A 12,643-nucleotide genomic window follows, 5' to 3' on the forward strand; every position below is an offset into this window, starting at 1 on the left:
GGGAGTGAAGGATCTTGCCTAATATTCCATTAATCCACGCCGCTCGGTGCCTCAGCGCGCCGGGCGCTGCCGGTTGGCGACGAGGTGATCCACCACGGCGGGGTCCGCTAGCGTGGAGGTATCGCCAAGCTGATCCACCGCGTCCTCGGCAATCTTGCGGAGAATCCGGCGCATGATCTTGCCCGAGCGGGTCTTGGGCAGGGCAGGAGCGAACTGGATCGCATCGGGCGTGGCGATCGGGCCGATCTCGTGACGCACCCATTGCACCAGCGCCTTGCGTAGTTCGTCATCGCCCTCGATGCCGACATTCAGCGTGACATAGGCGTAGATGCCCTGTCCCTTGATGTCGTGCGGCATACCTACCACGGCCGCCTCGGCCACCTTGGCGTGCGCAACCAGTGCCGATTCGATCTCGGCCGTGCCCATGCGGTGGCCGGAGACGTTGATGACGTCATCGACCCGGCCGGTGATCCAGTAATAGCCATCCTCATCGCGCCGGCAGCCATCGCCGGTGAAATATTTGCCGGGATAGGTGCTGAAATAGGTCTGGAAGAAGCGCTCATGATCGCCCCACACGGTGCGCATCTGGCCCGGCCAACTCTCAGCGATCACCAGATTGCCCTCGCACGGGCCTTCGAGGACCTTGCCTTCGGTATCGACGATCTGCGGCACCACGCCGAAGAAGGGCTTGGTGGCACTGCCGGGCTTGAGGTCGATCGCGCCGGGGAGGGGGGTGATCATGTGGCCGCCGGTTTCGGTCTGCCACCAGGTGTCCATGATCGGGCAGCGCCCGTCGCCGACGACGCGGTGATACCAGTCCCACGCCTCGGGGTTGATCGGCTCGCCGACCGAACCGAGAATCCGCAGGCTCATGCGGCTGGTCTTCTCCACCCAGGCATCGCCCTCGCGCATCAGGGCGCGAATCGCGGTCGGCGCGGCATAGAAGGTGCTCACGTTGAACTGATCGACCACCTGCCAGAATCGGCTGAAATCGGGATAATGCGGCACGCCCTCAAACATCACCGTCGTCGCGCCGTTGGCGAGCGGGCCGTAGACGATATAGCTGTGGCCAGTGACCCAGCCAATATCGGCGGCGCACCAATAGATATCGCCGGGGCGGTAATCGAACACATAATGATGCGTCATCGCCGCCCAGAGCAGATAGCCTGCGCTGGTGTGCAGCACGCCCTTGGGCTTGCCGGTGGAACCGGAGGTGTAGAGGATGAACAGCGGATCCTCGGCGCTGATTTCGTCGGCCGGGCAATCGTCCGAGACGCTGTCGCGCAGCACGTCATACCAATGATCGCGGCCCTCTGTCATCGCAACGGCATTGCCGGTTCGTCGCACCACGATCACCGACTCCACGCAGGTGCAATCGTCCAGCGCTTCATCCACATTGGCCTTAAGCGGGATGGTCTTGCCCCCGCGCACGCCCTCGTCCGCCGTGATCACCACCGAGGAATCGCAATCGGTTATGCGCCCCGCGAGACTGTCGGGCGAGAAGCCACCGAACACCACCGAGTGGATGGCGCCGATGCGGGCACAGGCGAGCATCGCCATCGCCGCTTCCGGGATCATCGGCATGTAGATGGTGACCCGGTCGCCCTTGCGGACGCCTTGCGCCTTCAGCACATTTGCAAAGCGGCAAACTTCCCCGTGCAATTCGCGATAGGTGATCGTGCGGCTCTCATCGGGATTGTCGCCGGCCCAGAGGATCGCCGGGACATCGCCGCGCTCCGTCAGATGCCGGTCGAGGCAATTGGCCGCGATGTTGAGCGTGCCGTCCGCAAACCATTTGATGCCAAAATCGGCTTCATGGAAGCTGGCGTCCTTGACCTGGGTGAAGTCCTTGATCCAGTCGAGCCGCGCCGCCTCCTTGCGCCAGAAGCTGTCCGGCTCTGCAATCGATTGCGCATACAGGCGTGAATAATCGTCACCGGTCACATAGGCGCGCTCGCGCCAATTCGCAGGCACAGGGTAGAGGGGCTGGCTCACGCACTTCTCCAAAGACTGTTATGCGCCAACCTTAGCCGTTTTGCCGGCCATGCCAAGTCTATCGCGAACGGCACGGAACGGCGGTCCCAGAAGCCGGGACCAGTCTCAGGCGTCGTTGCTCCACAGCAACTGGCCGTCCGGATCGGTGATCTGGGTCAGCCGGCGCGCTGCCCGCCGCGCAAGCCGCTGCACTTCGACCTTGCGCCGCGCAGGCGCCAGAGGCTCGCTGGGCGCGGGGCGGAGGATCTCGGCATCATATTGGTCGGCGACGATAAGGCCCGTGCGCCCCGGCCAAAGCGCATCGGACTCGAACAGCGTCAGATCAAAGCCGGCAGGCACGGCCCAAAAGTAGCGATCGCAATAATCGAAATAGTCCGGCCATTTGCCATCTCCGAGCAAATCGGCACGGCTGCATTTGATTTCGACGGCAATGATCTGGCCGCGGGCATCCACGGCCATGATGTCCAGCCGGCGACCATTGGGGAGCGGCACTTCGGAAATCCCGAAAATATCGTGGCGCGCAAAGAGACGCAGCACTCCGCGCGTGACGGCCAGCGCCGTTCCATCGGTCAATGCAGGATCGCAGGCGATCACCGGTTCAGGCACAGGTTCAGGATGTGAGGCCATGTGGAGGGATTAGAACACAATAAGAACAACTGCAAGCCAAGCTCAAACGAGACGGGCCGGCCCAGCGCTCTGCTGACCCGGCCCGGCTGGTGACTGATTGGTTGGCTCAGCGGTAGAAGATATGACCGCCGATGCGCGTGAGGCGATCATGCTTCCAGTTCGGCGACACGCGCGCGGAATGGAAGAACAGGGCGCCTTCGACCGGGTTGTCCCAGCTTCCATCCAGAGCGATCTGGGCGATGGCGCGCGCGGTGCGCCACTGACCGGCATGGGTCGGCGTGGGCAGCTGGCCCTGACGGACGAAACTGAATTGACCCGGCTGCGTGACGACGCCGCACAGGCTGGTGGGGAAACGCCCGGACCGCGCCCGCTCGAGCACGACATTGGCAACGGCGAGCTGGCCGGTCAGGCTCTCGCTGCGCGCTTCATAATAAATGGTGGTGGCGAGACATTTCGCATCAGCGTCGGAAATCTCTTCGACATTGGCCTGCTGGACCAATTCGGCCAGCGAATCGACAGAGTCGGCAGAAGCGGCTTCGTTCGGAGCCGTCTCGGCATCGGGTTCAACCGTTGCGGGGGTCGTCAGGCTTGCAGCGACGACGGCGGGAACCTCGAGCATGGTCGAGAAACCTTGGCGGGCTGTCCCCTCAGGAGCAGCAGCCAGAGCGATTGTGGACGAGAGAAGTCCAACGGTCGCCACGATGGCGACCACGACACGATTGGGCATTCATTCTCAGTACTGTGCGGTGGGTCGGAGATCGGAATGCAGGTCGCATCTATCGTGCGACGCTCAGCGCTCCGGTCCGCCCCCCGTCTGCGTGTTTGCGATGACCTGTCCCCATGACAGCCACACGCAACCTGCGCGAGTTGGTGGGGCCTTTGGCCGCTCAGCCGGGAACTGTCAACTCGTGCACAGTATCTCGGCGGCGAGCCGTTCCCCGTCTGCGACATCCAGTTCCACAAACCAGATATCGGGGTCCACCCGGGTTCTTCTGTCTATATATTGTGATATTTCAGAGTCTTGGGTTAAATCCCGAGGCCCGCAGGGCGTGAGCGAAAGAGTCCCGTCAAGGGACGTAACACGCTCAAAAAGCCCGATTGTCCGGCCGCGATCCACCGCCTGCACGACGATGGTTCCGCTCAACGGCTCCCCCTTGTGAAGCACGGTGCCATGCCCCCCTTGCGCCTGGACACGGCGCAACAGAACCCCGATGAGGATCTGGCTCGTCAGGCGCGCGGTCACCGGTCTCCTGCTTCCGGGCGCACATAACCCGGCAGGCCGACCAGCGGGATGGTGGAGCGCATGAACGTGCCGGTCCCGCGACCGACTTCCTCACCCTCGGCATCGACAAGGCGTGCCTCGGCGACAAAAACGCGCCGCTTGCCGCTCAGCCATTTCCCTTCCGCCACGATCGGCCCAGCCTTGAGCGGGCGGGTGAACAGCAGGTTGAATGCGGTGGTGAGGAGGAAGCGATCCGTGACGAGGCTGTTGGCGGCATAAAAAGCCGCATCGTCCAGCATCTTGAAATACAGCGTGCCATGGGTAGCGCCTGCGGCATGAAAATAGTCCGGCGTCACGTCGATGACGATGCGCGCCTCGCCGGGGGCCGAGATATCCAGCCTTGAGGGGAATAATCCGTTGATCGGCGCCGAGGCATAGAGCCGTTCAAGCGCCCGGAAATGCGCGGCCTCGCCGGATGGCGGCGTGCCGTCAGGCTGCGTCACGCGACTCGCCGCCGGCGAGCAGGGCATAGAGCGCGGCGTCCGAGCCGACGCCCCGAATGCGCGCAAGATGGCGCTCGTTGCGCAGCAGGCGCGAGACACGGGCCAAGGTCTTGAGATGCTCGGCGCCGCTATCCTGTGGGGAGAGCAGCATGAACACGACATCCACCGGCACATCATCGATCGCATCGAACGGGATCGGCTCGGCCAGCAGCACCACGGCGCCATGGACGCTCTCAAGCCCTTCCAGCTTGGCGTGGGGAATCGCGATTCCGCCACCAAAGCCCGTCGAGCCAAGGCGTTCCCGCTCGGTGATGCGCTCGACAACCTCGGCAGCATCGAGCCCATAGGCATCGGCCGCCAACTGACCCAGCTTCAGGAAAAGCTGTTTCTTGTTAGGAAGGGCCACCGCAGACGAAACAGCGTTCGCCGCGAGCAAGTCGCTGAAATTATCCATGTTCAACCCGTGTCCTGCGGCCGACCTGGGGATTTCTGCGCCGGGGTGAAGTCCACCCATCATGGCCGCCTGGAGAAAACTTGGCCGGCTGATAGGCGCAAAGGCCATTCGGGTCAACCGGTTGCCGGGGACGGGGTGGGGAAGGGGAGGGGGGAGGGCTGCGCATCGCGCGCAGCCCTCGAGCGCATTCAGGCGCGAGGCGGCTCCACCCAGCCAATGGTTCCGTCGGTGCGACGATAGACCATGTTGAAGGTGGCCGTGCTGCTGTTGAGGAACATGAGCGCATTGGTGTTGCGCAGATCGAGCATCATCACCGCATCCGAGACGCTGGCGCGCGGAATATCCACGCGCATCTCCGCGATCACCACCGGTGCATCGACGTCCACTTCCTCTTCCGCTTCGCTGGACTGGAAGACGACATAATTGGCATCGTCGATGCCGGGCGCGTCACGCTGAGCTTCGGCGGCGAGCGCCTGGCTGTGGCGATCCTTCAACCGCCGCATGTAGCGGCGCAGCTGCTTTTCGATGCGTTCTGCGGCCTGATCGAAGCAGACATGGGCATCATGGGCCTCGCCCGCGCCCTTGAGGATCAGCCCTGCCATCACATGGCAGACGATGTCGCAGCGAAAGGCGCCATGAGGCGCGTTGCTGAACGTCACGCTGGAGGAGATGGTGCGCGAGAAATACTTGTCGGCGATCGCCTGCATCCGCTCGGCAACATGCGCCTGAAGCGCCTCGCCGGTGTCGACCTGATGACCCGATACGCGGATTTCCATCTGATTTCTCCTTCTTGTTGGACCTGATGGTCTATGAACGTGGCGCGCCGTCCGGTGAGGATAATCCTCAGGCCGGGCGATCGAGCCACAAAGGGTGATCGATCTTTTCCAGAAACGCGGCATGGCGCGCCAGTTCCTGCGCGCTCGGCGAAAACAGACGGGCCGGGCGGAACGGGCGGGCAGCCGGAATGGCCATGGATTGTGTGGTCGTTACGGTGACGGTGATCTGTTCTTCCGCCATCAAGGTGAGGCCGATCTGACGCCCGCCGGTCAGTTCGATATAGAGCTGCGCCAGCAATTCCGCGTCCAGCAACGCGCCATGTTTGATGCGGTGGCTGCGGTCGATCCCGTAGCGGCTGCACAGGGCATCGAGACTGTGCTTGGCGCCGGGGTGCAGGGTCCGGGCAATCGTCAGGCTGTCGATCATCCGCCCCATGTCGACGGTGGGATGGCCGCACCGCTCCAACTCGGCATTGAGAAAGCCGAAATCGAACCGCGCATTGTGCGCGACCAGCATGGAATCGCCGAGAAACTCGAGCAACTCTGCGGCCTTGCTGCCGAACAAAGGCTTGTCGGAGAGAAAGCGCGCGGACAGCCCGTGAACCGCCTCGGCCGAGGCCGGCATATCGCGTTGGGGATTGAAATAGGCGTGGTAGGTTTCGCCGGTCGGGATGCGATTGATCAGCTCGACACAGCCGATTTCGACAAGACGGTCACCGCTGAGCGGATCAAAGCCGGTGGTTTCAGTATCGAAGACGATTTCACGCATCGTGGCATTTCACTCGTTGGGGAGGCATTATCGGACCAGCGCCGTGCGAAGGCAAGCAACGAGACGAAAAATCCGCGCTCTCATCCGCCATTTGGGTTCGGCTGTATCCAGTATCAGATCCGCTCGACGGCGTTTGATATGATCCGCCACCTGACTGGCCTTGATGGCGGCAAAGCGCTTTGCCGTCATGCCGGGACGACGCAGAACACGCCGTTGCTGAAGAAAGGGCGGGGCGGAGACGACGATGACCATGTCCATGCGCCGCTCGCCGTCTGTCTCAAACAGCAGCGGGATATCGAGAACGACCATCGGCCGGCTGCGGTGACGGCGCAGAAACGCTGCGCGCGCCCGGGCAACGGCGGGATGCACGATCCGCTCCAGGGCCCGCATTTCCTCCGCCTGGCCGATCACCCGGGCACCAAGCATCCGGCGATCGACGCCAGCAGCGCTGGTCGTGCCGGGAAAGCGCGCTTCGATCGCGCCGAGCAGGGCGCCACCCGGTCCCTGCAAATGATGGACTGCGGCATCGGCATCGAACACCGGCACGCCCGCTGCGCGAAACATGGCGGCTGCGGTCGATTTGCCCATGCCGATTGATCCGGTCAGTCCGATGCGGAATGGACGATGTCTCAAGCGCAGACCCGACAAGCGGCGGTCAGGCAGGCACGAGCAGGCGTTCGCGCAACTGCGCATCCAGCTCGCGCGGCGGCTGGGCATCGAAGAAGATGTCAAAGGCGAGCGCGGCCTGGCCGATCAGCATCTCCAGCCCATCGATGCACATGAGGTCGCGCTTGCGCGCCGCCGCCAGCAGCGGCGTTTCCAGCGGGGCATAGACGATGTCGTAGACCATTGCCTTGTCCGGCAACGGTGACAGATCGGGCGTCCATGCCGGCTGCCCGACCATGCCGAGCGAGGTCGAATTGGCGAGCAGATCGGCTGCCGGCAGTGCCGCATCGAAATCCTGCACGCGGCCAGCCAGACCCAGTCGATCCAGCAAAGCCTGCCCCTTGACGGCATCGCGTGCCACGATCGTCAGGTCGGTCACGCCCACAGAGCGCAGGGCGAAGCCGATTGCCTGCGCCGCGCCGCCGGTCCCGGCAAGAATAGCGCTGGTGCCGCTCCAGCCGCGTGCCAGCAAAGGCTGCAGAAATCCGCCAGCGTCGGTGTTGGTGCCGATCAGTGGCCCGCCGGTTTCGCAGGCGACCGTGTTGATGGCGCCGATGCGATCACGCACCCCGCCGGGATCATCGACATAATCCAGCGCCGCGATCTTGTGCGGAATGGTGATGTTGCAGCCTAGCCAGTCCGGATCGGCCCGGCGCCTGAGGAAATAGCCGGCCAGGTCCTCCGGCGCGACCCGGGTCTTGCGATACTCCGCGTCGATGCCCAGCTCTTCCAGCCAGAAATTGTGGATGACCGGCGACTTGCTGTGCGCGATGGGGTCGCCGATCACTTCGGCATATGGTTTTCCCTGACTCATGCCGGCAAGATAGAGCGCACGCGCAAATAGTCGAGCAAAGGAAGCATGGGCAGGCCCTGCACGGCAAAGAGGCTGCCGGAAATGCGCGAGAAAAGCTGCGCGCCCGGCCCTTCGATCCGATAGCAGCCGACGCACCAGCGGCACTGCTCCCAGTCGAGGTCCAGATAATGGTCGATGAAGGCCGCGCTGAGCGGACGCATCTGGAGCGTGACGCTTTCGATCTGGCGCCATTGCGCCTGCCCGGCCTGCGCGATCACGGCCGCGCTATGGAGCTTGTGCGCCCGACCGCTCATCCGCGCGAGCAGATCGGCGGCGGCTTCTTGTGTCTCCACCTTGTCGATCAGGGTGCCGTCATCCAGCTCCAGCGTCTGGTCGCAGCCCAGCACGAACGCGTCCGGGTGCCGCATCGATGGGCGACGGCATTTCCATTCCGCCAGCGCGTCGGCCAGATCGCGGGCATTCAGGCCCTCGGCGACCAGGCTGGCCTTGATCGCATCCTCGTCGACACCGGCTGGAACCGTCTCAAAGGGCACGGCAGCGTCGACGAGCAGGCGCCGGCGGCTCTCGCTCTGCGAGGCGAGCAGCAGAGGGGGCGTGCTCATACCGGCCCAAGCCCCGGCAAGCCGCTGCTGCTTTTCAGCCGTTCCTGATACAGGTTGACGATGGCTGCGGCGGTTTCTTCGATGGACCGGCGCGTGACATCGATCACCGGCCAGCCCTGATCGGCAAACATGCGGCGGGCATGCGCCACCTCGCCATTCACGCGCTCAAGATCGACATAGGCCGTTTCCGGCGCCTGATTGAGTGACAGCAGCCGGTTGCGCCGCACCTGCACCAGCCGCTCGGCGCCTGCCGTGAGGCCGACCACCATCGGGTGGCACAATTTGAACAGGCTCGTCGGGGGCGGGGATTCCAGCACCAGCGGAATATTGGCCGTCTTGTAGCCGCGATTGGCGAGATAAATGCTCGTCGGCGTCTTTGACGTGCGGGACACGCCGGCGAGGACGATATCCGCCTCCTCCCAATTCTCCCAGCCGACGCCGTCATCATGGGCGATGGTGAACTGGATGGCGTCGATCCGCGCAAAATAGGCTTCGTCCAGCACATGTTTGCGACCGGGACGATTGCGCATTTCCTGGCCCAACAAATTGGACATGGCGTCTGTCACTGGATCGAGCGGCGCGACATAGGGGATGCCGATAGCCCGGCAGCCATTTTCCAGTCGGCGGCGCAGGGTAGGGTTGGCCAAGGTGAACAGCACCATGCCCGGATTGCGCGCCACTTCTTCCAAGATGCGCTCAAGATGCTGCTCAGAGCGCACCATCGGCCAGAAATGGCGGATCGTCTCGACATTCTCGAACTGGGCGAGTGCCGCCTTGCCGATATGCTCGAGCGTTTCGCCGGTGGAATCCGAAAGCAGATGCAGGTTCAGGCGGTCCATATCCACCGTTCATGTGGAACATTGCGGGATAACACAAGGGACAGAACTGTGGATAACCGCCCCTCCTCATTTCATGCGCACTCACCCTGTCGGAACCCGATCATCTATCCACAGGCCCACCGGCTTGCCCACAGGCTGTGAATCATGGGGATGAGCCTGGTGACTCGTCGCACCTTCATGGATCCCTTCAGGTCAAGCTGTTGGCAAAAGGGTGATGAGCGAATAATGCCCGTTGTCCACTCCCCAACAGAATCCAACAACCTTCTCTTTTATATAAATAGGATATTGGTCTGTGCATGACTCGTCCGTGATCGATACCGGTGTGACGGCACCGCTGCTGAGCGTCCTGCGCGGCGCTGTCCCGGCGCGTCCGCCCCTGTGGCTGATGCGTCAGGCCGGGCGATATCTGCCGGAATATCGGGCTTTGCGTGCCGAGAAGGGCGGTTTCCTCGATCTTTGCTATGACAGTGAGTCCGCGGCAGAGGTCACCTTGCAGCCCATTCGCCGCTTCGGGTTCGATGGCGCGATCCTGTTTTCCGATATTCTGGTGGTCCCCCATGCGCTGGGTCAGGATCTCTGGTTTGAGGCCGGCGAAGGACCGCGCCTTGCCCCGCCGCTGGTCGAGGGCGAGCTGACAAGTCTCGCGCCAGCGCCACAGCGGCTGGCGCCGGTGATCGACACGGTCCGGCGCGTGAAGGCCGCGCTGGCCCCGCAAACGACGTTTCTGGGCTTTGCCGGCAGTCCCTGGACGGTGGCGACCTATATGGTGGCCGGGCAGGGCAGCAAGGATCACGCGGCCGCCCGTCGCATGGCCTATCAGCAGCCGGCGAAGTTCGGCGCCATCATCGATGCCATTATCGAAACGACGGTCGATTATCTCTCGGCCCAGATCGCGGCCGGCGTGGATGCCGTGCAGCTTTTCGATAGCTGGGCCGGTTCGCTTAGCCCGGCACAGTTCCGCCAATGGGTGATCGCGCCCAACGCGCGCATCGTCAAAGCCTTGAAGCTGCGCCATCCCGATACGCCGATCATCGGCTTTCCAAAGGGGGCAGGGGCCAAACTCGTCGACTATGCGCAGGAAACCGGCGTCGATGCGCTGGGTCTCGATGAGACGCTCGATCCGGCCTGGGCGGCGCGAGAATTGCCCGCCCATCTGCCGCTGCAGGGCAATCTCGATCCCTTGGCGCTGATCGCGGGCGGCGAGACGCTGGATCGGGCGGTGGACGCCATTCTCGAGGCTCTGTCCGGCCGGCCGCACATCTTCAACCTGGGTCATGGTATCTTGCCAGACACGCCGATTGCCCATGTCGAGCAACTGGTGGCGCGCGTTCGCGGGTGATCGGCGGGTCTTGGAAAACGCAAGCTAGCGCCTCGCACCCCGTTCCAATTCCTGGTCGGCTGGCCTAGAAGGCTTGGCGATCGCGCGCGGTTGTTGAAGCACGACGAAGAGGTTCAGTCTCCATGTCCATCCTGCCCGGCATCGGCTTTCTCGGCGCTGCTTATCCGTGGGTTCTTGCCGCACATGTGATCTTCGTCATCTTCCTGATGGCCAGCCTGTTCATGATTCCGCGCTACTTCATCTACCATCATCAGACCGAGCCCGGCTCGGCCGAGGATCAGGCGTGGATCGAGCGTGAGACGCGGATGAAGCGCATCATCATGAACCCCTCGATCGTGCTGGTCTGGGTGCTGGGCCTGCTGCTGGCCTTTCAGACCGGGGCCTGGAGCGAGGGCTGGTTCCACGCCAAGCTGCTGCTGGTGATCATCCTGTCGGGCTTTCACGGCTGGATCGTGGGCTATTCCAAGAAGCTCGCGCGCGGCCTGCGCCCCTGGCCGGAAAAGCGCCTGCGCATGATCAACGAGGTGCCGGCGCTGCTCGTCACCCTGATCGTCATTCTGGTGATCGTCCGCCCGTTCTGAACGGCCCGTTGCGAGCGGTGAGAGCGCCATCGCTCTGCGCTTGACTTGGAATCGGCCAGTGCGTAATTCGGGGCGTTCCCTTTACAGGCGCTGACCTATGCGCCTGATTGCCCTCTCCAGGCATTCCGGCACAGTCATATTCCCTTTATTTTCACTCCCGCCGTCGGACCCAATCCATGCATCTTAAAGATTTGAAGCGCAAAGCCCCGGCCGAGCTGGTCGCCATGGCCGAGGAACTCGGCGTCGAGGGTGCCTCGACGCTGCGCAAGCAGGACCTTATGTTCGCCATCCTCAAGGAGCAGGCGGAAAATGGCGAGCAGATCATGGGTCTGGGCACTATCGAGGTGCTGGCCGATGGCTTCGGCTTCCTGCGCAGCCCTGAGGCGAATTATCTGGCCGGCCCGGACGACATCTATGTCTCGCCCAATCAGGTCCGCAAATTCGGCCTGCGCACCGGTGATACGGTCGAAGGCGAGATCCGCGCACCCAAGGATGGCGAGCGCTATTTCGCGCTGACCAAGCTCGTCTCGGTCAATTTCGACGATCCCGATGTGGTCCGTCACCGCGTCAATTTCGACAATCTGACGCCGCTTTATCCCGACGAGAAGCTGCGGCTCGACACGCTTGATCCTACGATCAAGGACAAGTCGGCCCGCGTCATCGACATTATTGCGCCGCAGGGCAAGGGCCAGCGCGCGCTCATTGTGGCGCCGCCGCGGACCGGCAAGACCGTACTGCTGCAGAACATCGCCAAGGCGATCACCGACAATCATCCCGAGGTCTTCCTGCTGGTGCTGCTCATCGACGAGCGGCCGGAGGAAGTCACGGACATGCAGCGCAGCGTGAAGGGCGAGGTGGTTTCCTCCACCTTCGACGAGCCCGCGACGCGCCACGTCCAGGTCGCCGAAATGGTGATCGAGAAGGCCAAGCGCCTTGTCGAGCACAAGAAGGATGTCGTCATCCTGCTCGATTCCATCACGCGCTTGGGCCGCGCCTACAACACCGTCGTTCCCAGCTCCGGCAAGGTGCTGACCGGCGGTGTCGATGCCAACGCCCTGCAGCGCCCGAAGCGCTTTTTCGGCGCAGCGCGGAACATCGAGGAGGGTGGCTCGTTGTCGATCATCGCCACGGCACTCATCGATACGGGTAGCCGCATGGACGAAGTGATCTTCGAGGAGTTCAAGGGTACCGGTAACTCGGAAATCGTCCTGGATCGCAAGGTCTCGGACAAGCGCATCTTCCCGGCGCTGGATGTCGGCAAGTCCGGCACTCGCAAAGAAGAACTGCTGGTCGAGAAGGACAAGCTCTCCAAGATGTGGGTGCTGCGTCGTATTCTCATGCAGATGGGCACGATCGACGCGATGGAATTCCTGCTCGACAAGATGAAGGATTCCAAGACCAACGAAGACTTCTTCGCCACGATGAACCAGTAACGCATTTCAACAGGGGTTACGCG

At 63.0% G+C, this 12,643-nt stretch carries 15 protein-coding genes; 3 read left to right on the plus strand and 12 right to left on the minus strand.

Annotated elements, in window-relative coordinates:
- Positions 1-51: 51 nt before the first annotated feature.
- The 12 genes from acs to M2334_RS00680 form a co-directional block, all read right to left on the minus strand.
- Positions 52-1,995 carry an acetate--CoA ligase gene (gene acs, locus M2334_RS00625; protein ID WP_264604552.1) on the minus strand — a complete coding sequence of 648 codons (1,944 nt, stop codon included), beginning with the start codon at positions 1,993-1,995 and terminating at the stop codon, positions 52-54.
- 105 nt (positions 1,996-2,100) lie between these two features.
- On the minus strand, positions 2,101-2,622 hold the full coding sequence (locus M2334_RS00630) for an MmcB family DNA repair protein (protein ID WP_264604553.1): 522 nt from the start codon (positions 2,620-2,622) through the stop codon (positions 2,101-2,103).
- Between the two features lie 106 nt (positions 2,623-2,728).
- Positions 2,729-3,349, minus strand: a complete 621-nt coding sequence (locus tag M2334_RS00635; protein WP_181561065.1) for a cell wall hydrolase — start codon at positions 3,347-3,349, stop codon at positions 2,729-2,731.
- A gap of 174 nt (positions 3,350-3,523) precedes the next feature.
- Positions 3,524-3,865, minus strand: coding sequence for a DUF1491 family protein (locus tag M2334_RS00640; RefSeq protein ID WP_264577027.1), 342 nt, complete (start codon positions 3,863-3,865; stop codon positions 3,524-3,526).
- On the minus strand, positions 3,862-4,374 hold the full coding sequence (locus M2334_RS00645; RefSeq protein WP_264574011.1) for a PaaI family thioesterase: 513 nt from the start codon (positions 4,372-4,374) through the stop codon (positions 3,862-3,864). The genes M2334_RS00640 and M2334_RS00645 overlap by 4 nt, the downstream gene beginning before the upstream one ends.
- Positions 4,334-4,801, minus strand: coding sequence for a PTS sugar transporter subunit IIA (locus tag M2334_RS00650; RefSeq protein WP_181561068.1), 468 nt, complete (start codon positions 4,799-4,801; stop codon positions 4,334-4,336). The genes M2334_RS00645 and M2334_RS00650 overlap by 41 nt, the downstream gene beginning before the upstream one ends.
- A 188-nt stretch (positions 4,802-4,989) precedes the next feature.
- Entirely contained in the window at positions 4,990-5,577 is a 588-nt protein-coding gene (gene hpf, locus M2334_RS00655; protein WP_181561069.1) for a ribosome hibernation-promoting factor, HPF/YfiA family, read from the minus strand.
- A gap of 67 nt (positions 5,578-5,644) precedes the next feature.
- Entirely contained in the window at positions 5,645-6,346 is a 702-nt protein-coding gene (gene dnaQ / locus M2334_RS00660) for a DNA polymerase III subunit epsilon (protein ID WP_264571633.1), read from the minus strand.
- Positions 6,347-6,373: 27 nt separating this feature from the next.
- Positions 6,374-6,934, minus strand: a complete 561-nt coding sequence (gene coaE, locus M2334_RS00665; protein ID WP_264604554.1) for a dephospho-CoA kinase — start codon at positions 6,932-6,934, stop codon at positions 6,374-6,376.
- Between the two features lie 67 nt (positions 6,935-7,001).
- A complete protein-coding gene (locus M2334_RS00670; protein WP_264604555.1) occupies positions 7,002-7,826 on the minus strand; it encodes a shikimate dehydrogenase family protein in 825 nt (274 codons plus the stop codon).
- Positions 7,823-8,428 (minus strand): Maf family protein, encoded by a 606-nt coding sequence (locus tag M2334_RS00675; RefSeq protein WP_264604556.1) that lies wholly within the window; start codon positions 8,426-8,428, stop codon positions 7,823-7,825. The genes M2334_RS00670 and M2334_RS00675 overlap by 4 nt, the downstream gene beginning before the upstream one ends.
- Entirely contained in the window at positions 8,425-9,267 is an 843-nt protein-coding gene (locus M2334_RS00680; protein ID WP_264604557.1) for a pyruvate, water dikinase regulatory protein, read from the minus strand. Before M2334_RS00680 ends, M2334_RS00675 begins: the two co-directional genes overlap by 4 nt.
- A 307-nt stretch (positions 9,268-9,574) precedes the next feature.
- On the opposite strand from M2334_RS00680, the gene hemE reads away from it, so the two are divergent.
- The 3 genes from hemE to rho all read left to right on the plus strand — a co-directional run bounded on the left by hemE (position 9,575) and on the right by rho (position 12,620).
- Positions 9,575-10,606: a uroporphyrinogen decarboxylase gene (gene hemE, locus M2334_RS00685; protein ID WP_264606012.1), complete on the plus strand. Its 1,032-nt coding sequence runs from the start codon at positions 9,575-9,577 to the stop codon at positions 10,604-10,606.
- Positions 10,607-10,746: 140 nt separating this feature from the next.
- Positions 10,747-11,187, plus strand: coding sequence for a CopD family protein (locus M2334_RS00690; protein ID WP_264574951.1), 441 nt, complete (start codon positions 10,747-10,749; stop codon positions 11,185-11,187).
- A gap of 176 nt (positions 11,188-11,363) precedes the next feature.
- A complete protein-coding gene (rho, locus tag M2334_RS00695) occupies positions 11,364-12,620 on the plus strand; it encodes a transcription termination factor Rho (protein ID WP_181561074.1) in 1,257 nt (418 codons plus the stop codon).
- Positions 12,621-12,643 lie beyond the last annotated feature (23 nt).

The sequence above is a fragment of the Sphingobium sp. B11D3D genome (assembly GCF_025961755.1).
Classification (GTDB): Bacteria; Pseudomonadota; Alphaproteobacteria; order Sphingomonadales; family Sphingomonadaceae; genus Sphingobium.

What these genes read in the sequence shown, in the direction of transcription:
- M2334_RS00630 (WP_264604553.1), bottom strand. Translation starts at nt 2,622, where the DNA reads ATGGCCTCACATCCTGAACCTGTGCCTGAACCGGTGATCGCCTGCGAT.
- M2334_RS00635 (WP_181561065.1), bottom strand. Translation starts at nt 3,349, where the DNA reads ATGCCCAATCGTGTCGTGGTCGCCATCGTGGCGACCGTTGGACTTCTC.
- M2334_RS00645 (WP_264574011.1), bottom strand. Translation starts at nt 4,374, where the DNA reads ATGCCCTGCTCGCCGGCGGCGAGTCGCGTGACGCAGCCTGACGGCACG.
- M2334_RS00650 (WP_181561068.1), bottom strand. Translation starts at nt 4,801, where the DNA reads ATGGATAATTTCAGCGACTTGCTCGCGGCGAACGCTGTTTCGTCTGCG.
- hpf (WP_181561069.1), bottom strand. Translation starts at nt 5,577, where the DNA reads ATGGAAATCCGCGTATCGGGTCATCAGGTCGACACCGGCGAGGCGCTT.
- dnaQ (WP_264571633.1), bottom strand. Translation starts at nt 6,346, where the DNA reads ATGCGTGAAATCGTCTTCGATACTGAAACCACCGGCTTTGATCCGCTC.
- coaE (WP_264604554.1), bottom strand. Translation starts at nt 6,934, where the DNA reads ATGGGCAAATCGACCGCAGCCGCCATGTTTCGCGCAGCGGGCGTGCCG.
- M2334_RS00670 (WP_264604555.1), bottom strand. Translation starts at nt 7,826, where the DNA reads ATGAGTCAGGGAAAACCATATGCCGAAGTGATCGGCGACCCCATCGCG.
- M2334_RS00675 (WP_264604556.1), bottom strand. Translation starts at nt 8,428, where the DNA reads ATGAGCACGCCCCCTCTGCTGCTCGCCTCGCAGAGCGAGAGCCGCCGG.
- M2334_RS00680 (WP_264604557.1), bottom strand. Translation starts at nt 9,267, where the DNA reads ATGGACCGCCTGAACCTGCATCTGCTTTCGGATTCCACCGGCGAAACG.
- rho (WP_181561074.1), top strand. Translation starts at nt 11,364, where the DNA reads ATGCATCTTAAAGATTTGAAGCGCAAAGCCCCGGCCGAGCTGGTCGCC.